The organism is Mesorhizobium wenxiniae, from assembly GCF_002284535.1.
In the GTDB taxonomy this organism is placed as follows: domain Bacteria; phylum Pseudomonadota; class Alphaproteobacteria; order Rhizobiales; family Rhizobiaceae; genus Mesorhizobium; species Mesorhizobium wenxiniae.
Genome location: NZ_NPKH01000037.1, coordinates 166,910 through 185,504, shown reverse-complemented (window position 1 = coordinate 185,504; position 18,595 = coordinate 166,910). Strand labels below are relative to the sequence as shown.

Sequence of the window (18,595 nt, the reverse complement as noted above, 5' to 3'; positions counted from 1 at the left end):
GCGGGTTACTCGGCATACGCAACGCGCCGGTCCTTCCATCCACGAGAGTTCTGAACGGAAAGCTCTCTCGACAAGATGTCCGCTTAGGTCATCAGCGCCGGCTTGGCTGAGTGTCCGCTTTGGAGACGCCGAAATGCTCTGGGAATGACCGGAATGGGTCAGATCGCGTCGATGCTCCCCAAGGTCCTGAATGTCCGCTTCCACCCCTTTAACGGCTGAAAGCCGACCGTCCGCTTCCGGCCCCTATCGCGACGTTTGGAGTTCGGCGCAGCGAGGACAGCTCCTGGCGTTCCTTGCTCATTCCACAGCCGGCAGAGTTGACTGCGAGTGACCCAGGCAGCGATCATAATGATCGCCACCAAATCAGCGTTTGATCTCCGTTAGCGCTGTTTCAACGCGAACCTCTCAAACATGGACGCGATCCGGTCTTTGGCGCATTAAGGACGCGGACGTCCTACACGACGGGGAAGCCGGTCCTATCCCTTCCACATCGTCGAGCGGAGGAGAGCCTGCATGTGCTCTGCCAGGTCGAGTTCGCCGCGCGCCTCGATCCTCAAAAGATATCGTGCCTTGGCCCGGCGATCACCTTCCCTGACCGCAGGATAGGCGCATACAGCCAGCAGTGCCCTTTCCTCAGCCCGGCTGGCTCTGTGGTGGTCGCGGTGACTGCCGTCCACTTCGTGGATTGCCTTGCCGAACGCCGCGTACGTTGCCTTGTGCGCCTTGATCGCCCGCAGATCGCGGGACGGTTCCCGGTCCCGGCGTCGCGGCTCTGTGGCGAAAGCCGATGCCGCAACGGTCGACGCAATAACGGCGCTGCCGGCGTTGAGAAGCAAGGCGCGGCGATTGATCCTGGACATGGTGAACTCTCCTTTTCACTTCATGGCAGGCTGCCAGATCGGTGTCGGAACACCGGCCGGCCGCGCTCTCAACGTAGCACGACTGTCGGCGCATTCATGTCAGGATGGATGGCACCGTTAGCCGCGTTACGGCCAGGGCATGGCTAGGGCAGATCGCGGGGATCGGCACCTCGCGTAACTTTTCGATCGATTATTTCCCCTCGGCATCGCCACCAAAGAACGGTTCGCTGCCATTCTGGCCGTTGTCCGTGGTCATGCTGATTGCTCCGTCTTCGCTTGGATTATGGGGCGCCGCTCCCGCGACGCCCCATCGCCTAATCGGTCGGGCTCACGGGTAAGACGAAGCAGGCTTTGGTTTGGTACGTCGCCGCGCGACGTGGTTGCCTGGTCGGTTACATCTGACAATCGCGTATATATAAGTGAAGCTTCTTACTTAATAAGAATATGGCGGATTGAGATATATATCGGCCATTCGTAACCTTCCTTTGCCAGGACGGAAGACGCTGGAGCTTAAATGAAATACGCGAAGAAAGATGCCAAACACCATTCACGTGCGACGATGCGCGGCATCTGGGCGGCGGCGCTTGCACCGTTCAGACCCGATCTTTCCATCGACGAAGAGGGGATGCGGCGCAACTACGAGCATTGGATCGGCGATCTCGGCATCGATGGCTTCTTTGTCGCCGGAAAGCAGGGTGAATTTTTCTCGATGTCCGTCGACGAGAGGAAGCGGTGCCTCGAAATTGCGGTTGATGCTTGCGCCGGTCGTGCGCAGACAATCATGTCTTGTTCCGATCAGAACCTCGATGTCGTTATCGACCTTGCAATACATGCCCAACGCGCCGGCGCCGATTACATCGTCGTTCACGCGCCAGTGTTACATTTTCTCGAAGCCCAGGATGAAACGCTCTTCAACTACTACCGGACCATTGCCGATAAGGTTGACATTGGCATCGCACTTTGGAGCCATCCGGACAGCGGTTATTTGATGTCGCCGGAGCTTTGCACACGGCTTGCCGATATCGAGAATGTCGTCGCCATCAAGTACAGCGTTCCCCGGTCCATGTACGCAGAACTGACTAGGCTGGCGGGCGACCGCATTCTGGTGAGCACAGCGTCCGAGAGCGAATGGCTCGACAACATTCTGGAACTCGGCTGGCAACTCTACCTGTGCTCCTCGCCACCCTACCTTATCCAGAGCGCAACGGATTTGAGGATGCGGCGCTATACGGAGCTGGCCTTTCAAGGCAAGGAATCGGAGGCGCGGGCCGTGCGTGACAGTTTGGAGCCGGTGCGCAAAGCCCTGCGCACCACGCGCCCGCTTGAAAAGCCGCATGCACATCAGAAGTTTTGGCAAGAGCTGCTCGGGCAAACAGGCGGCGCCGTTCGTGCGCCGTTGCTCGAACTGACGGCGCAAGAGCGAAGGAATACGCAAAGCGCGTTCGAGGCCAGTGGCCTGAACGTCAATCAACGGTGAAGCGGAGGAGTTTCGACGATGGCCAAGACAGGACGGCTGAGCGCTTTCAGTTTCTCCAAGTGGATCGACGAACATCAGCATCTGCTGAAGCCGCCGGTTGGCAACCAACAGATCTGGGAGGACGCCGACCTGATGGTCACGGTCGTTGGAGGACCAAACCAGAGGACTGACTACCACGACGATGCAGTTGAGGAATTCTTTTACCAGATGAAGGGTGACATGCTGTTGAAGGTTGTCGACAACGGCCAGTTTTACGATGTGCCGATCCGGGAGGGGGAAATCTTTCTCTTGCCCCCGCATGTCCGGCATTCGCCCCAGCGTCCTCAGGAAGGATCGATCGGCTTGGTCGTGGAGCCGAAGCGGCAACCTGATCAACTGGACGCTTTCGAATGGTACTGCTTCGAGTGCAGCAACCTGGTTAAACGGGTCGAGGTCAAGCTGAAGAGCATCGTTCGCGATCTGCCGCCGATATACCATGCGTTTTATGCCGATGAGGCGGCCCGTACGTGCAGCAAATGTGGAACCGTTCACCCGGGCAAAGTACCCCCGGCGGGATGGGTGTCAATGTGACCGGCGGCATGCGCGCGTGGACACGATGACCCAAGCCGCAACTGCCCGCGACCGCAAGATGCGGCTCTGTCTGATAGGCGCCGGCGCCATCGGCCAGCGGGTTGCGGAATTCGTGGGACAGCGCCTGGCACAATCGATGGAGTTGGTGGCTATCGCGGAACGGCCAGGCATCAACGTGCAGCCGTGGTGGACTGGGCCGGTGCTGAGCAGTCCGACCGAACTGGCGGGAATGCGTCCCGATATCGTGTTGGAGGCCGCAAGCCGACAAGCGGTCAAGGAATGGGGCGAAGCAGCATTGCGATGCGCGCGCAAGTTCATAATCTGCTCTGCCAGCGCGCTGACCGACGACGGGTTGCGCGAGGCGTTGTTGACGACAGCACACACGTCGGGGTCGCAACTGGTCGTGCCGCATGGTGCGTTGGGTGGCCTGCACGCCTTGTCTGCGGCATCACTGCTGCCGCTCGATCAGGTAACACACATCATTTCCAAACCGCCGGCGGCTTGGAAAGGCACGGCAGCAGAAACGGGGTTCGACTTATCGAATTTGCCGATAGCGACAACGCTGTTCGAAGGCAGCGCGCGCGAGGCGGCAAGTAGCTATCCAGCCAACGCAAATGCCGTTGTGCTGTCGTCGCTTGCAGGTATTGGGCTTGATAGGACCTTGGTGCGCCTTGTCGCCGACCCGGCCGCTCGACGCAATATTCACGAGGTGACGGCGCTGGGCGCATTCGGAGCATTGAGCTTCCGCATCGAGAACGAACCCATGCCGACCAACGCGAAGACCTCCGACATGGCGGCGCTCAGTCTGGTCAAGCTGCTTGAATCGGAAGCCGGAACTCTGGTTGTCTAGCTCCAAATGCCAGCGCTCCGGCCCTGTCGCGTTCCTGGCATGAAAGATGAATGTCGGTTCACGCGAATGCATATGCTGAACCGCAAGAAGGCCTCCCAAGGGCCGAAGGGGAATAATGATGACGGCCACGAACGTTCTTCCTGAGCGGCGCGCCCGATGGCGCATCAGTTTCAGCGCCGCGACATCCTGGGTGCTTCGTATCAGCATCGCGCTCATTTTGGTGGCCGGGGTCGTCGGCTCGATTTTGAAGGACCGGTATTCCGCCGATCAGTGGTTCGACCTAGTGGCATTCGGCATAACCATTGGCAGCGTCTACGCGCTTATCGCGCTCGGCTACACCATGGTTTACGGCGTGCTCCGGCTGATCAATTTCGCCCATGGCGATATCATGATGGCGGGCTCTTTCGCGGGATTCTTCATCGCCGCTTCGATGGAGCGTTCCGGGTTTCTTGACCAACACCCTGTGTTGGCGTTCGCAGCCATGCTGGCGGTTGCCATGCTGGTCTCCGCAGGTATTGCGGTTCTTACTGAGCGGTTCGCCTACCGGCCGTTCCGGCATGTCAGGGGGCTGGCGCCGCTGATCTGTGCGATCGGCGTGTCGTTCTTCCTTCAGCAGTCCTTCCGCGGCTTCTTCGGCGCCGGTCTGCGCTCTTATCCAGATCCTGTATGGTTGCGCGCGCCAGTGTCGCTGTTCGAGTTTAACGTACCAGCCGTCCAGGTCCTGGTCGTGGCAAGCGCAATCGTCGTCATGCTCGTCCTTTATCTCATCGTCCACAAGACCAAGATGGGCACCGCGATGCGAGCGGTTTCGGAGGACGTCGAAACGGCCACGTTAATGGGCATCGACGTCAACCGCGTCGTGACATTCACCTTTGCGCTCGGCGGCGCCGTGGGTGGCGTCGCCGGGGTTTTCTACGGCCTGGTTTTCAAGCAGGTCTACTTCTTCATGGGCTTCACGCCGGGCATCAAGGCGTTTGGCGCAGCCGTGCTCGGTGGCATCGGCAATGTGCCCGGCGCTATGATCGGTGGCATTTTCCTGGGCATTTGCGAATCGCTTGCGCCGGCCTTGCTGCTGGATGGTCTGGGCATTCCAGCGCCTTACCAGATGCGCGATCTGATTGCCTTCACTCTATTGATCGCCGTGCTGATCTTTCGTCCCTACGGGATCTTTGGCGAACGGCTCGCCGGAAAGAGGGGATGACGATGCAATCCGCCACTCAACATCTGTCGTGGACCAAACCGCTGACTCCTCCAGCCGTCGTGCTTCCGCTCAAAACCGGCATCATAACCGGCCTCCTGGCGATCTACTCAGCAGCCGTCGGTATCCTCAAGCTGTTTTTCGAGCGCGATGTCATCGTCGATACCCTGACGCTCGGCGACTTGTTCCTGGCCACGCTTGCGGCGTGCTGTGGCGCTTATGTCTGGCGGAAATCGACACAGGCCGGCCACATTCGCGCAGCCCAGGCATTTGCTGCAGGCCTGATTGCCGGGCTTATCCTGGTGGGTCTCGTCGTCGCCGTGACACAGCTCAACCTGCGCTGGATGTTCACCGCGCTTTCGGCTGACCTGTCGCGCACCCTGACATACAAGCAGGGTGCGCTCGCCGGCAGCCTGATGATCATCGCGGCGAGCATGTCTGCGGCTTTGTGCGGCGCATTGTTGATGTCGATGTCCGATAGCCTGCGCCGGAGCCTACTTTGGAGCATGGCGTGCGTTCTTATCGCCGGTGTTTTCCAGGAGCTCATCCAGATCTCGCTAAGGTTCGGCGGCGCGGTCGCGGCCATTCGTGAGTTGCTCTACGTGTGGGGCGGCTTGACCGTCCAGGGTGCGGCAATCGTTTTTTTCTTTGCCTTCGTCGTGTTGCAGGCCCTCGATGCACGCAAGCGGAGGGGCGCGGCGACAACGCTCAAATCGCCGGCGCCGAAGGCGCGCAGTCAGCTTGCGAGCGCGCTTCTCTTGATTGCGGTGCTCATTGCTTTCCCGCTGGTGGCCGGTTCATACATTGGCCAGGTGATGATGCTGGTGTCCCTTTTCGTGCTGATGGGCATGGGGCTGAACATTGAGGTCGGCCTCGCCGGCCTGCTGGACATGGGCTTCGTGGCTTTCTTTGCGGTCGGCGCCTATACGATCGCGCTGCTCACCGCCGACAGCGAGTATGCGCTTGCCCAAGACACTTTCCTGCCATCCCTGAACTTCTGGAGCGCATTGCCCTTCGCCGTTCTGGCGGCGACCTTGGTCGGCGTGTTGTTCGGGCTGCCCGTGCTCAGTGTCAAAGGCGACTACCTGGCGGTAGCCACGCTGGGACTCGGAGAAATCGTGCGTGTCCTGGTGATTTCGGACGCCGCTAAACCCGTTCTGGGGGGAGCGCAAGGCATTCTTCAAATACCCAAACCCCACATCGGCTCGTTCGAACTGGCCGATCCCGTCTCCTTGTTTTACCTGACGCTCGTTTTTGTACTGGTGGCGGCATACATCGCCTGGCGGCTGGAGGGCTCGCGGCTTGGCCGTGCATGGATGGCCATCCGGGACGACGAAGATGTTGCGCAGGCGCTGGGCATCAACCTGGTGCAGTCGAAACTGCTTGCCTACGGGCTTGGCGCCGCCTTCGCCGGGCTCGCAGGCGCAATCTTCGCAACGATGCTGACCTCGGTTTATCCCCACAGCTTCAGCCTGCTGATCTCCATCAACGTGCTGGCGCTGCTGATCGTCGGCGGCATGGGCAGCCTACCGGGCGTCATCGTCGGTGCGATCCTGCTGATCGGGCTGCCGGAGGTGCTGAGGGAGTTCGACGAATACCGATACCTGTTCTACGGCGCCTTGCTGATTGTCGTCATGCGCGTGCGGCCCGAGGGCCTGTGGCCTTCCCCGCAACGAAAGCGCGAACTCAGGGCGGCCGAAAAGGGATGACTGCGATGACCACCCCGATCAAAGCCGCGCAGCGTCTCGGCGAAACTCAGGAGCTGGCGCCGGTACTGCTGCGCACGAGTGACCTCACCATGCGTTTTGGCGGTTTGACAGCACTCGACAAGGTCAACGTCGATGTCCGCCGGGGCTCGATCCACAGCGTGATCGGCCCCAACGGCGCCGGCAAGACAACCCTGTTCAACTGCATCATGCAGGCAAACCGCATCTCGTCTGGCGACATCCATTTTGCCAGCGAGAGACTGGTTGGACTGACGCCCGACAAGGTGGCGGCCGCAGGGATCGCGCGCACCTACCAGAATATCCGTTTGTTCACCGGGATCACGGCGATCGAGAACCTGCTTGTCGGCATGCATCGCCAATTGAAGTCGCACTGGTGGGAAGCCGTCATCAACTCCGCGCGTTGTCGTCTCGATGAAAAGAAGGCGCATGAGGAGGCCTGCGAAATCCTGAATTTTATCGGGCTTTCCGGGCGCGGCGACATGCTGGCGCGCAACCTGTCCTATGGCGACCAGAGGCGGCTCGAGATCGGACGTGCGCTTTGTACAAAACCAAAACTCCTGATGCTCGACGAACCGACAGCTGGCATGAATCCCCGGGAAATCACGGAGATGATGCATTTTATCTTGCGGATCCGTGACGTGTTCAACCTGACAATCGTGCTCATCGAGCACCAGATGCGGCTCGTGATGCAGGTGTCGGATACCGTTACCGTGCTCGACCATGGCGTGAAGATCGCCGAAGGCGATCCCGCACACGTCAAGAGCCATCCCGCCGTGATCGAGGCCTATTTGGGCCGAGCAGCCCATCGACAGGAGCAACCTGCGTGACTCACCAGCCCCTGTTGCAGGTCAAGGACCTGCATGTGTTCTACGATCAGATCGAAGCCCTGCGCGGCGTGTCACTCAGCGTTGATGAGCGAGCGATCGTGACGTTGATTGGCGCGAACGGAGCCGGCAAGAGCACATTGCTGCGTAGCATCAGCGGCATCCTTCGCGCTCGATCGGGCAGCATCAAGTTCGCAGGCGCCAGCATCGAACAGGCGCCGGCGCATCTGATCGCTCGAACTGGCTTGGCGCATGTTCCCGAAGGCCGCAGGCTTTTCGCCAAGCTCACGGTAGACGAGAACCTGCGCATGGGCGCTTTCCGCCGTAACGACCGCAGGGCCATCGAAGACGACCGGGAGCGCTTGATGGATATGTTCCCACGGTTGCGCGAACGAACCGCTCAGATCTCTGGGACGCTTTCGGGCGGCGAGCAGCAAATGGTCGCCATGGCGCGCGCGCTGATGTCCAGGCCCCGCATGCTGCTTCTTGATGAGCCAAGCATGGGCCTCTCGCCGCTTATGGTGGACTTCGTTTTCGACACCATCACCAAGATCAATGGCGAGGGTATCACCATCCTGCTCGTCGAGCAGAATGCCAGCCTGGCGCTGCAGATCGCAACCAGCGCTTACGTGATTGAAAGCGGCAGCATCAGCCTGCAGGGCAGCGGCGTTTCGCTCTTGCACGACGAGCGGGTGCGCGAGGCCTATCTCGGCTAGACCGGTTGGTAGTTGCCGGCCAAGCCCGAACCGTAGATCTTCTTGAGCAGACCCCGGAATCGCCTCAGCACGGGCGATGTGTTGTCGGCCCGGTACATGATGGAAACGTCGGTTGTCGGGCTTTGCGAAAGCGGGATCAGCGCCAGCTGTCGATCCCATAGCGCAGACGACCGTTCCGGCACCAAGGAAATGCCATAGCCCGCCGCCACCAGCGTCATGACCTCTGGCAACTGGCTGGCTTCGTAGACGATGTTTACGGTCACACCGGCGTTGTAGCAGAGGCTGATCACCTGGTCGAAAAATCCAGGCAACGGATGGCGCGCCATGACGATCAACCTCTCGTTTTGGAGCTGGCCGAGGCTGATCACGGTCTTGCCGGCGAGCGGATGGTTGCGCGGCAACGCCACCTTCAGGGCCTCTTGCCATGCCCTTTCGATGACCAGCAGCTTATCGTCGAAAGAGAGCGGCGCCTGGCGCGCCGAAAAGCTTGCAAAACCGATGTCGAGCTCGCCCCTGGCGACGGACCGGAGCTGGGTCTGAGGGTCGAGCTGGTGCAGCTTGAAGGTGGTGGCGCCGTTGTTGGCCTCCCGCAGAGCCGAGAGGATCGGCACCAGGCTCGAAGCCATCGCCGCGCTCATATACCCGATCTTTATGCCCCCACCAGTGGCGGTGAAATTCATCATCTCCCGGCCCGCTTCCTCGACGCTCTCCAGGATCGCCTTGGCGCGCCTGAGAAAAAGCGTGCCCTCCGGCGTCATTTCGACGATGCGGTTCGAGCGGGTAAGCAATTGCACGCCGAGTTCGATTTCGAGCTCTTTAATCTGCTGGCTGAGGGGAGGCTGCGAGACATTGAGTTTTTCGGCGGCGCGGCGGAAATGCTGCGCCTCGCAGACGGCGACAAAATAGCGAAGCTGCCTGAGATTCACGCCGACCCGCCCTTGATCCGAATTTCCTATCAAGACAACCCATAATGCATATCTGCCGTAACGAGAAGGCCGCGCTAACGGTTCTCCGCCCGGCGCATGCGCGTAGCAGCTCTGATCTGATTTTCAGATCAAACTGATAGGGAACGAGTATTTTCCTTATTAACGGCGCCGGGCTTATCGTCTCCGACATGAACAGCACTGTGACCATGCCGAAAGGGGATCTGGCGGAAGCCAACGCAATCATCAAGACGTGCGTCCACTATGGCTTTTGCACCAACACCTGCCCCACCTACGTACTCCTCGGCGATGAAAATGAATCGCCGCGCGGTCGCATTGACCTCATCAAGGATATGCTCGCGTCGAATGCCGCCCCAAGCAAAGACACGGTAAAGCATCTCGACAACTGCCTCTCCTGCCTTTCCTGTATGACGACATGCGCCGCCAAGGTCGACTATGGCCACCTTATCGACAGGGCGCGCATCCATATCGAACAGACCTATCGCCGGCCGCTTGCCGATCGCCTGATCCGCACCGCACTTGCGCTGATCCTGCCCAATCCACGGGCCCTGCACACTGCCTTGCGCATTGGCGCCCTGGCCCGCCCCTTCCGCCAGCTGTTCAGGGGCCGGCTTCGCGCCATGCTCGAGCTGTTGCCTGCGGGCGAAAGAAATCCACCCGCGCCAAGGCGGCGTCAGGTCTTCGCAGCGGATGGCGAGCGCAAATCACGCGTGGTGCTTCACCTTGGATGCGTCCAGCAGGTTGCCGCCCAGCATATCAACGAAGCCGCTATCCGACTGCTGACGCGGCATGGGATTGAAGTTGTCGCGCTGGGGAACAGCTCCTGTTGTGGCGCGCTCACGCTGCACATGGGCAAGGAACGCCAGGCGAAGGCCGCGGCAATTCGCTTCGTCCAGGACGTCATGGCTGAAAAGGAAGCGATCGACGCAGTGGTGATCACCGCCTCGGGCTGCGGCACCACCGTCAAGGATTACGGACATCTGCTTGCGGCTGATGCGGACATGTCGGCCGCGGCCATGGCAATTGCTCGAAAAACGCGCGACGTGTCCGAGCTGCTCAACGATCTGCAGCTCCATCCTCCCAAGGAAAACATGGCATACAAGGTCGCGTATCACGACGCCTGCTCAATGCTGCACGGGCAGCGCGTCGTCGTCCAGCCGAGGGCCGTCCTCAAGCGGGCGGGCTTCAGCGTGCATGACATCGCCGAGCGGCATTTCTGCTGCGGCTCGGCCGGCGTCTACAACATGCTGCAGCCGGAAATCGCCACCAGGCTGGGGCAGCGCAAGGCGGCGAATATCGCAGGAAGCGGCGCCGACATCCTGTGCGCCGGCAATCTCGGCTGTCTCACCCAGATCGGCCACTATTCTGATTTGCCTGCGGTCCACACGGTCGAGCTGCTTGACTGGGCGACCGGCGGGCCGATGCCGCCCGCGCTTCGCGCCTACCCCCTGGCACCCGAAACGAAAACTGAGGCGCCACAAAACGATACCGCGCCGCTCAGCGCAGCGACACAATCCTTCTGGTAAGGGCCATTCTGATGAATTTGAACAGCCAAGCGCAGACGCCGAAGTTCCTCGACATCGTTCGCCGCTCCATTGGCGATGATTGGGTGCACACGGCTGACGCTACCGTCAGCCGTTATGGTGAAACCACGCTGCCCGGCTCGGACAATCCCCCGCCCGCTGTCGTCTACCCAGGTTCGGTGGATGAGGTTGTCGCGATCGTCAATGCGGCCAACGAGACCGGCACGCAGCTGTTTCCAATCAGCAACGGCAACAACATCTCGCAAGGCAGCAGGGCGCCGGTCGGCGCCAACCAGATCGTTGTCGATCTCGGCAGACGCATGAACCGGATCCTCGATTTCAACGAGGACATGGGCATCGCCACAGTCGAGCCGGGGGTCTCCTACCAGCAGATGCATGATGAACTTGTCCGCCGCGGCGACCGCTTCATGGTTGACGTGACATCCGGGCCACCGGCTGGATCGGTGCTTGGAAACGCCCTCGACAAAGGCGCCGGCTATACACCCTACGCAGACCATTTCGCCATGACCTGCGGAATGGAGATTGTGCTCGGCAATGGACAGCGACTGCGCACCGGGGACGGCGCGCTGGAAACGGCGCGCAACTGGCACATGTCCAAATATTCCTACGGGCCTTATCTCGACGGACTGTTCGTGCAGTCGAATTACGGCATCGTCACCCAAGCGGGTTTCTGGCTTATGCCGAAACCTCCGGCAATTCGCTCCTTCGCATTTACCTTCGACAATGACGACGACCTCGGCGACATCGTGGCTGCAATCCGGCCGCTCAGGATGTCCGGCTTCGTGCCCACGATGATGCGGCTTTGCAACGACCTCTGGCTGTTGGCATCCGAAACATCGCATCCCAGCTATGTCAGCGGTCGCAGCATTACGGACGACGAGCGCAAGGACCTTCAGCGCGCGCACAATCTCGGCTCATGGACGGTGTCGGGCGCCTTTTACGGCGCCAGCGATGCCCAGATCGCCCCCATGGTGGAGCGGGTGCGAAGCCATTTCGCCAGCCTTGGACGAGGGCGCTATATCTCCCACGAAGAGGCGATGGAGTCTCCAACCCTTGCTTCGGCCGTGGCCGCTTATGCCGGCGTTCCCAGCGTGCACGAGATGAAGCAACTCGCCTGGCGTCCGGGCGGCGGAATGGCCAGCTTCACCCCTGGTGTTCCGATGGACCGCGATCTGGTTCTCCAGTCAAGCCGCAAGTCACGCGAAATCCTGCGCTCGCACGGCCTTGAATACTTGAAGATGTATGTCTGCGGTCCGCGTTTCGCGCGAGGCCTTCACCACCTGCTGTGGAACCGAACGGTCGAGGCTGAGGACCGCGCGGCCGACCAGGCCTACAAGGCGCTTGCCGCCGCCTACACAGACCTTGGACTGCAGGTCGGCAGGTCACCGATCCGCTACCAGGATTTCCACATGTCGCTGCTTGGCGATGCGACGCGAAAGACATGTGAGGCCATCAAGGATGTGCTTGATCCTCGCGGCATCATCGCGCCAGGGCGCTATGGCATTGGTCGAGCCGCGACGGCCTGACTGGGCAAGGAGGGCGCAGTGATTGCAAGAATGGGAAAAGCTGTCCGCCGCACCCGGTCAGATGGGATGATCGACTTCGCGGCTTATAGCGAGGCGCGATCAATTGATATCATAAACCATGATTGAGAGATATATCGATTGCGCGCAAACCTAACCACATTGGCCAGCCGGCTACGAAACGATGGTCAGCGGAACAACAAACAAATGGGAGAAGTTCGAATGCGCAAATCACCGTTCCTGTCATCTTTATGGGCAACAGCAGGATTGCAACTCGCCCTTGCTGCCGGCCAGGTCTCGCCCACCGCGGCCCAAGAAGCGGTGACTGATCCGCTCGGCGTCATCAAGATCGAAAAGGGCGCGCCGATCCAGATCGGAGCTTACTGGGTGCTGTCTGGACCGGACGCGGCGCTGGGCATCGATTCTCGCCGCGGCGTTGAGCTGGCGTTCAAGGATCGCGGCGGCGAGATTGACGGGCATGAGCTTGTCTTGAACGCTCAGGACTCGCTCTGCACGCCTGAAGGCGGCCAGACCGCCGCGACCAAGCTTGCAGCAAACCCTGCAACCATCATCGTGCTTGGTTCCGCCTGCTCCAGCGAGGTGGTGGCAGCAGCACCCATCCTGTGGAAGGCTGGCATCGCCAATATCGGCACATCGGCGTCGGCGCCGAAGCTGACTGCACCTGATCGCGGGCCAGGTTATCAAGGCTTCGTGCGCATGATTGCGGACGACAACGCCCAAGGCGCAGCTGACGCCGAGTACATTTACAACGTGCTCAAGAAAAAATCTGTGGTGACCATCCACGACGGCAGTCCTTATGCCGAGGCGCTTCAGGGCGCCATGGTCAAACGTTTCACCGAGCTCGGTGGAACGGTGCTGTCGCAGGAGGCCACAACGCCGACCGAAGTCGACATGCGTCCGCTGTTGACCAACATCGCGGCTCTGAAGCCCGATCTTGTCTACATGCCAATATTCGTGGCCGCTGCCTCGCAGATCATCCGGCAGGTCAAGGATGTCCCAGGCATGGAAAATGCGACGCTGCTTGGCAGCAACGGCCTGATGTCGGCGGACATGATCCAGGCCGCCGGCTCCTCGGTCGTGGGTTTCCAGTTCACCTACCAGGACATCTCTCCGGAAGCGCTGGGCGACGGCTACACGAAGTTCCTCGAAAACTACAAGTCCGAATATGGCGAGGCGCCGATCTCGGGGTTTCACTCGAATGCCTATGACGCCGCCCGGGCAGCGCTCGACGCCATCGACAAGGTTGCCGTCACCGATGGCGAAGGCACGACCTATATTGGCCGCAAGGCATTGCGCGATGCCGTTTTCGCATCGAAGTTCGACGGGCTCTCCGGTCGCATAAGCTGCGACCAGCACGGCAATTGCGCGGAGTTCAAGCCGGCGGTCTACGAATACACCAGCGACGATGTCTCCACCTATGAGACCGGCAAAAATCCAAGGAAGGTCTTCCCTTGAGAGCCGCCGGGTAAGGGCGAAACAGCCTGGCGGCGGGACTTCAGGCAGACGCGGAATCGCGCCTGCTTGGCCCCGCGCCAGCCAAGGTGAAAAATTGGGCTTCGGCCCAAGCACATGATCAGAATGGCAAAGAGCAACTCATCTGTCAGTCCGGAGCAGGTCGTCAACACGGTCTGCGCTCACAATTGCGGAGGTCGTTCGCGATTGGCATGTACCGTGCGTGACGGCGTGCTGGTGCGGGTTGAGCCGGCGCCAGCGCCCGACGATGCCTATACGGGCCTGTGCGTTCGCTGCCTGACCTTGCCGCAATGGGTTTACAGCAAGGAACGCATCAAGACTCCCATGCGCCGTGTCGGACCGCGGGGATCCGGGCAGTTCGTTCCCATCTCCTGGGACGAGGCCCTCGATGAGATCGTCGATCGTTTCAACGCGCTGATCGACGCGCATGGCTCATCCAGCATTGCCTTCGTGCGCAGCACCAGCGCTTCGCCGATCGCCAGCTACACAAGGCTCGCCTCGCTGCTCGGCGGCGGCGGTACCAGTAATTTCTATGGCGGCGTCGACATGGCCGTGCATATGGGTCTGAACAGCACCTTTGGTGACAAGGGCATGTACGGCCAGCATTCCAATGAATGGACCGACCGGCTGAATTCGAAGCTCACCATCGTATGGGGCCACAACCCGGCGGAAACGGCGATGACGGCGATGCGCCATCTTTTGAATGCGCGCGATGCCGGGTGTCAGGTCGTCGTCATCGATCCCCGTTACTCGGCGACCGCCATGCATGCCAACTGGTGGATTGCGCCACGGCCAGGGTCCGACCTGGCACTGGCGCTGGGGCTCTTGCATGTGCTGATCGTCGAGGGGTTGATCGACCGGCCTTTTCTGTTTGATCACAGCTGTGCTCCGTTCCTGGTGCGCACCGATAGCGGTAAATATTTTCGCTCGGGTGATGCCTCCACGTCGGAGAAGCCATCGGCTCCGCAAGTATGGGACTTGCACAGTGGCCGAGCGGTGGAACTTAACAGCACGGCGGCGCCAGCGCTCGAAGGGCGGTTCGAGGTCAACGGAGTTTCCGTCGCTACGGCGTTCACGTTGCTCACGGATTCTGTAGCCAAATACACCCCGTCTCATGTGGCGGAACTGACAGGCCTTGATGCTTCCGACATCGTTGATCTGGCGCGCACTTACGCCAAAGCGGGGCCTGCCCAAATCGGGCTCGGTTATGGTGTGGATCGCTACAAACATAGTGAGCTTTTCGCGCGTGCGGCCGCGGCAATCGCGATCGTGACGGGCAATATCGGCAAGCCTGGCGCGGGGGTTGGCGTACAGAGCCACTATCACGGCTCTCATCCCGCTCGTCTCGGTCCTGGCCCAGCACTGCCGAAATGGGCTTCGACCAAACCTGTGCCGATGATTGAGGTCGGCCGTCGCGACCTGCCGGTGCGCGCGGTGTTCTGTCAAGGCGACTGGATCAATCAGCGCATGGGCGACATGAACACGTCGCTCGCCTATCTGAAGACGTTGGAGTTCGTCGTCACGGTCGATCATTTCTTTCAGACGACTACCCAGTGGTCGGACATCGTCCTGCCGGCCTGCACTTTCCTCGAAGACAATTCGGCGGCACGCGACGCCCTGGTGTTCGGCAACAGCATCTATCTGCGCCCCAAGGTGATCGATCCAGTCGGGGAAGCGCGGACCGACTTTGAGATCGAGCGTGATCTGGCGAGAAGGTTCGGCCTGGGCGAATGGTTTCGGGAATCGTCGGAAGACGTGGTGCGCGGGCAGATAGATGGTGCCCGCGATCCTGCATTTGACAACATCACCTATGACCAGGTGGTGCAGGCCGGCGGTGCAATCCGTTTGAATGTGCCGACAACGCCGCATGTTCAGTATGGGAACGACGGCTTCACGACCAAGAGCGGTCGCGCCGAGTTCTATATCGAGGAACTCGCCGAACTGGGGGAGGCGCTGCCGGCGTTCGTGGCCGATCACGAAGCCTTGCTGACGCATGCGCTGGCAGAGCGCTATCCAATGTTGCTGGTGCAGACGCATGCCCGTCAACGCGCGCATTCCACCTTTTTCAACACCGCCTGGACACTGGAGATCTGGCCCGAGCCGATTCTCGAAATGAACCCCGATGATGCGCGTCAGCGCGGGCTTGCCAACGGTGAGATGGCCGAAGCCTACAACGACCGTGGCCATGTTGTTGCCAGGGTCGTCTGCAACCCGGATTTCCCTCCAGGTATGTGCAACATCACTGAGGGCTGGAAACAGCAGCAATACGCCGATGGCAACGTGCAAGAACTCACCAACAGTGAGATCAATGCCGGTCAAACGCTGATCTGGGGACACGCCAACATCCCGTTTTTCGACACCCGTGTCGAGATTCGGCCGGCGGCCCTGAAACGGCAGGGAGCGGAAGCATGACGCGCCTTGCGATGGTTCTTGACCTGGACCGCTGCATAGGCTGCTGGGCCTGCGCGGTCGCCTGCAAGCAGGAAAACAGCATCGGCGAAGGTCTCTGGTGGCAGAAAGTCGATACCGTCGGTGGTGAAACGATCGATACGTCCGTGGGCGTCTTTCCTGATGTCCGAAAATATTACCAGCCGCGCAATTGCTTCCACTGCGCTGATGCACCTTGCATTCCGGTGTGCCCGACCAATGCCATTGTCAAGCGCGATGACGGCATTGTGGAGATCAAACAGGAACTTTGCGTCGGCTGTGGGAAGTGCGAGCCGGCATGCCCCTTCGACGCCATCGAAATGAATGTCGTAGCTCCGCTTCTTCCGCCCGGGCTCGAAAAGGGCCATGGTGCGGCCGAAGTCCAACCTCGGGTGGCTGGCGTCGTCGAGAAATGCAGCTTCTGCTCTCACCGCGTCGACGCCGGCCAAGATCCGGCATGCGTCGCCGCATGCCCGACGCAAGTCATCACTTTTGGCGATGTCGACAATCCTGAAAGCCGCGTCGCCGCCGCTCGTCGCTCGCCGGGTGCGTTCCGGCTGGGAGAGGATACCGGCGCCGATCCCTCCGTCTGGTTTCTTCCTGCGACGCAGGGTGAGCTCCAGCGCCGAAGTGGCAAGCCTTCGGGATCGACAGCGCCGCGAAAACCGAAAGGGCTTAGCTAGTGGACTGGAATTCTGCCAGCGCCAGGCCTCGTTCGGGCAGCAGCGTCCATCCGCGACGCTTCCAAATATTTGTCGGCAGATGATGCATGACTGCAAGGACGCACAGTGGCATCGACAGGCAAGCACTTGACCGTGAATTCTTTGCGCGGGGAACCGTACCCGACGTCGACATATTCATCGATGCCTATGCGCGGCTGAGCCGCGCGGCAAGGCAAACCCTGAGAGGTGAGGTCGACGTGGCTTACGGCGAGGGCGCCGACGAGACGCTCGACATCTTTGTCCCGGCACCTGGGGCGCCTCTTTTCATCTTCATCCATGGCGGCTTTTGGCGCGCACTGTCGAAAGATGAGTCGAGTTTCATGGCGCCGGCATTCGCCCAGGCTGGCATCGGTGTGGCGGCGATCAACTACAGCCTTGCGCCTTCCGTCTCAATTGACGAGATCGTCCGCCAGACGCGGCTTGCATTTGTCTGGCTTTGGCACAATGCCGAGCGTCTCGGCTTTGATCGCAGCCGCATTCACATTTGCGGCAGTTCGGCAGGCGGGCATCTGGCGGCCATGCTGCTCGACGGTACGTGGCTAGAAAGCGTCAGCTTGCCGCACAACGCCGTCGCCAGTGCGACGCTGTTCAGCGGGCTTTTTGATCTCGAGCCGCTCAGGCATTGCCATGTCAACGACTGGATGAATTTCGACAAGGCGCAGGCTAAGCGGAACAGTCCCATTCATTTGCCTGTTCAGGCAGGCGCTATGCTGCACGTCGCTTACGCAGAAACGGACACGGAAGCATTCAAATGCCAATCGCGCACGTATGCACGCCATTGCGTCGATGCTGGCGCGCGCGTGACTTGCGCCGAGTATGCCAACACCAACCATTTCGATATCGTCTTGAAACTTGCCGAGGCGGGCACGACGGTGTTCCGCCACGTCACCCGGCAAATTCTAGATGGCCAATGACCAGGAGAAGCGAGCATGCAGGAAGCCGCGGAAGTAATCGTCACCCAAACTGGACAAGCTTTCAGCCTGAAGGGGCAGCGTGTGCTGGTCACCGGAGCTGCCGGGGGCATCTGCGCAGCCGTTGCAAGGGCCTGTTTCGATCTCGGCGCGGAAGTGCTTTTGACCGACATCCGCAGTTGCGAAGAGCTGTCCTTCGCTTTGAGCCGGAACGGCAGGCCTGCGCCCCGGCTTGAAGTCGACATCGCCCGGGTCGAAGCGCCGGAGGAACTTGCTCGCTGGGCAGGAGAGATCGATGCGCTCGTGCTTGGCGCCGGGGTCTACCGGCCGATCGACTGGGACCATGACAGCTTCGAGGAAGAGTTGGCGCTTGCGCTCGACACCAATCTGAAGGCGCCAATGCGCATGGCGCGCGCCTTCGCCGACCGGATGGCGACGAGCGGGCGGGGACGGATAGTGCTCATCGGTTCGGTGGCAGCACTGACCGGCGGCACATTTCCCGGCGTGGGCCCCCACTACGCCGTCTCCAAGGGCGGGCTGCACACGCTGGTGCGTTATCTGGCAGCGCGCTATACGTCGGCAAGTGTCCTCGTGAATGGGGTGGCGCCTGGCACGATCGACACGCCGATGCTGAAAGACCTCGACCTGCGCCCGGCGCTGGCGAAGCAGCCGCTGAAACGGGCAGCACGCCCTGAGGAAGTCGCATGGCCGATCGCGTTCCTGTGCTCGCCGGCGGCAAGCTTCATTGCGGGCGCGATCCTCGACGTTAACGGCGGCAACTATGTGCGCCCCTGATCGGCGCACAACC

At 60.7% G+C, this 18,595-nt stretch carries 16 protein-coding genes; 14 read left to right on the top strand and 2 right to left on the bottom strand.

Annotated elements, in window-relative coordinates:
- Positions 1–476: 476 nt before the first annotated feature.
- A complete protein-coding gene (locus CIT31_RS29475; RefSeq protein ID WP_095521417.1) occupies positions 477–860 on the bottom strand; it encodes a hypothetical protein in 384 nt (127 codons plus the stop codon).
- Positions 861–1,374: 514 nt separating this feature from the next.
- Between CIT31_RS29475 and CIT31_RS29470 the strand changes: the two genes are divergently transcribed.
- The 7 genes from CIT31_RS29470 to CIT31_RS29440 all read left to right on the top strand — a co-directional run bounded on the left by CIT31_RS29470 (position 1,375) and on the right by CIT31_RS29440 (position 8,222).
- Positions 1,375–2,337, top strand: a complete 963-nt coding sequence (locus CIT31_RS29470) for a dihydrodipicolinate synthase family protein (protein ID WP_095521416.1) — start codon at positions 1,375–1,377, stop codon at positions 2,335–2,337.
- 18 nt (positions 2,338–2,355) lie between these two features.
- Positions 2,356–2,907, top strand: a complete 552-nt coding sequence (locus CIT31_RS29465; protein WP_095521415.1) for a 3-hydroxyanthranilate 3,4-dioxygenase — start codon at positions 2,356–2,358, stop codon at positions 2,905–2,907.
- Positions 2,908–2,932: 25 nt separating this feature from the next.
- Positions 2,933–3,757: an aspartate dehydrogenase gene (locus CIT31_RS29460; protein ID WP_095521414.1), complete on the top strand. Its 825-nt coding sequence runs from the start codon at positions 2,933–2,935 to the stop codon at positions 3,755–3,757.
- A 115-nt stretch (positions 3,758–3,872) separates the two neighbouring features.
- Positions 3,873–4,958, top strand: coding sequence for a branched-chain amino acid ABC transporter permease (locus CIT31_RS29455; RefSeq protein ID WP_245316510.1), 1,086 nt, complete (start codon positions 3,873–3,875; stop codon positions 4,956–4,958).
- A complete protein-coding gene (locus CIT31_RS29450) occupies positions 4,955–6,664 on the top strand; it encodes a branched-chain amino acid ABC transporter permease (protein WP_095521413.1) in 1,710 nt (569 codons plus the stop codon). Before CIT31_RS29455 ends, CIT31_RS29450 begins: the two co-directional genes overlap by 4 nt.
- Positions 6,613–7,509: an ABC transporter ATP-binding protein gene (locus CIT31_RS29445; RefSeq protein ID WP_245316509.1), complete on the top strand. Its 897-nt coding sequence runs from the start codon at positions 6,613–6,615 to the stop codon at positions 7,507–7,509. The genes CIT31_RS29450 and CIT31_RS29445 overlap by 52 nt, the downstream gene beginning before the upstream one ends.
- The gene (locus CIT31_RS29440; protein WP_245316508.1) at positions 7,506–8,222 is read left to right on the top strand and encodes an ABC transporter ATP-binding protein; all 717 of its coding nucleotides are present in this window, start codon (positions 7,506–7,508) and stop codon (positions 8,220–8,222) included. Before CIT31_RS29445 ends, CIT31_RS29440 begins: the two co-directional genes overlap by 4 nt.
- Here the strand turns inward: CIT31_RS29440 and CIT31_RS29435 are convergent.
- A complete protein-coding gene (locus CIT31_RS29435; protein ID WP_165778596.1) occupies positions 8,219–9,148 on the bottom strand; it encodes a LysR substrate-binding domain-containing protein in 930 nt (309 codons plus the stop codon). The two genes, CIT31_RS29440 and CIT31_RS29435, sit on opposite strands and share 4 nt — an antisense overlap.
- 188 nt (positions 9,149–9,336) lie before the next feature.
- Here CIT31_RS29435 and glcF point away from each other — a divergent pair, with 188 nt between their 5' ends.
- The 7 genes from glcF to CIT31_RS29400 all read left to right on the top strand — a co-directional run bounded on the left by glcF (position 9,337) and on the right by CIT31_RS29400 (position 18,582).
- Positions 9,337–10,692: a glycolate oxidase subunit GlcF gene (gene glcF, locus CIT31_RS29430; protein WP_095521411.1), complete on the top strand. Its 1,356-nt coding sequence runs from the start codon at positions 9,337–9,339 to the stop codon at positions 10,690–10,692.
- 11 nt (positions 10,693–10,703) lie between these two features.
- On the top strand, positions 10,704–12,236 hold the full coding sequence (locus CIT31_RS29425) for an FAD-binding oxidoreductase (RefSeq protein WP_095521410.1): 1,533 nt from the start codon (positions 10,704–10,706) through the stop codon (positions 12,234–12,236).
- Positions 12,237–12,455: 219 nt separating this feature from the next.
- Entirely contained in the window at positions 12,456–13,709 is a 1,254-nt protein-coding gene (locus tag CIT31_RS29420; RefSeq protein ID WP_165778595.1) for a branched-chain amino acid ABC transporter substrate-binding protein, read from the top strand.
- 114 nt (positions 13,710–13,823) lie between these two features.
- A complete protein-coding gene (locus CIT31_RS29415; RefSeq protein ID WP_095521408.1) occupies positions 13,824–16,139 on the top strand; it encodes a molybdopterin-containing oxidoreductase family protein in 2,316 nt (771 codons plus the stop codon).
- Positions 16,136–16,837 carry a 4Fe-4S dicluster domain-containing protein gene (locus tag CIT31_RS29410; RefSeq protein WP_095521407.1) on the top strand — a complete coding sequence of 234 codons (702 nt, stop codon included), beginning with the start codon at positions 16,136–16,138 and terminating at the stop codon, positions 16,835–16,837. The genes CIT31_RS29415 and CIT31_RS29410 overlap by 4 nt, the downstream gene beginning before the upstream one ends.
- Positions 16,838–16,923: 86 nt before the next feature.
- Positions 16,924–17,790: an alpha/beta hydrolase gene (locus tag CIT31_RS29405; protein ID WP_095521406.1), complete on the top strand. Its 867-nt coding sequence runs from the start codon at positions 16,924–16,926 to the stop codon at positions 17,788–17,790.
- Between the two features lie 15 nt (positions 17,791–17,805).
- A complete protein-coding gene (locus tag CIT31_RS29400) occupies positions 17,806–18,582 on the top strand; it encodes an SDR family NAD(P)-dependent oxidoreductase (protein ID WP_095521405.1) in 777 nt (258 codons plus the stop codon).
- Positions 18,583–18,595 lie beyond the last annotated feature (13 nt).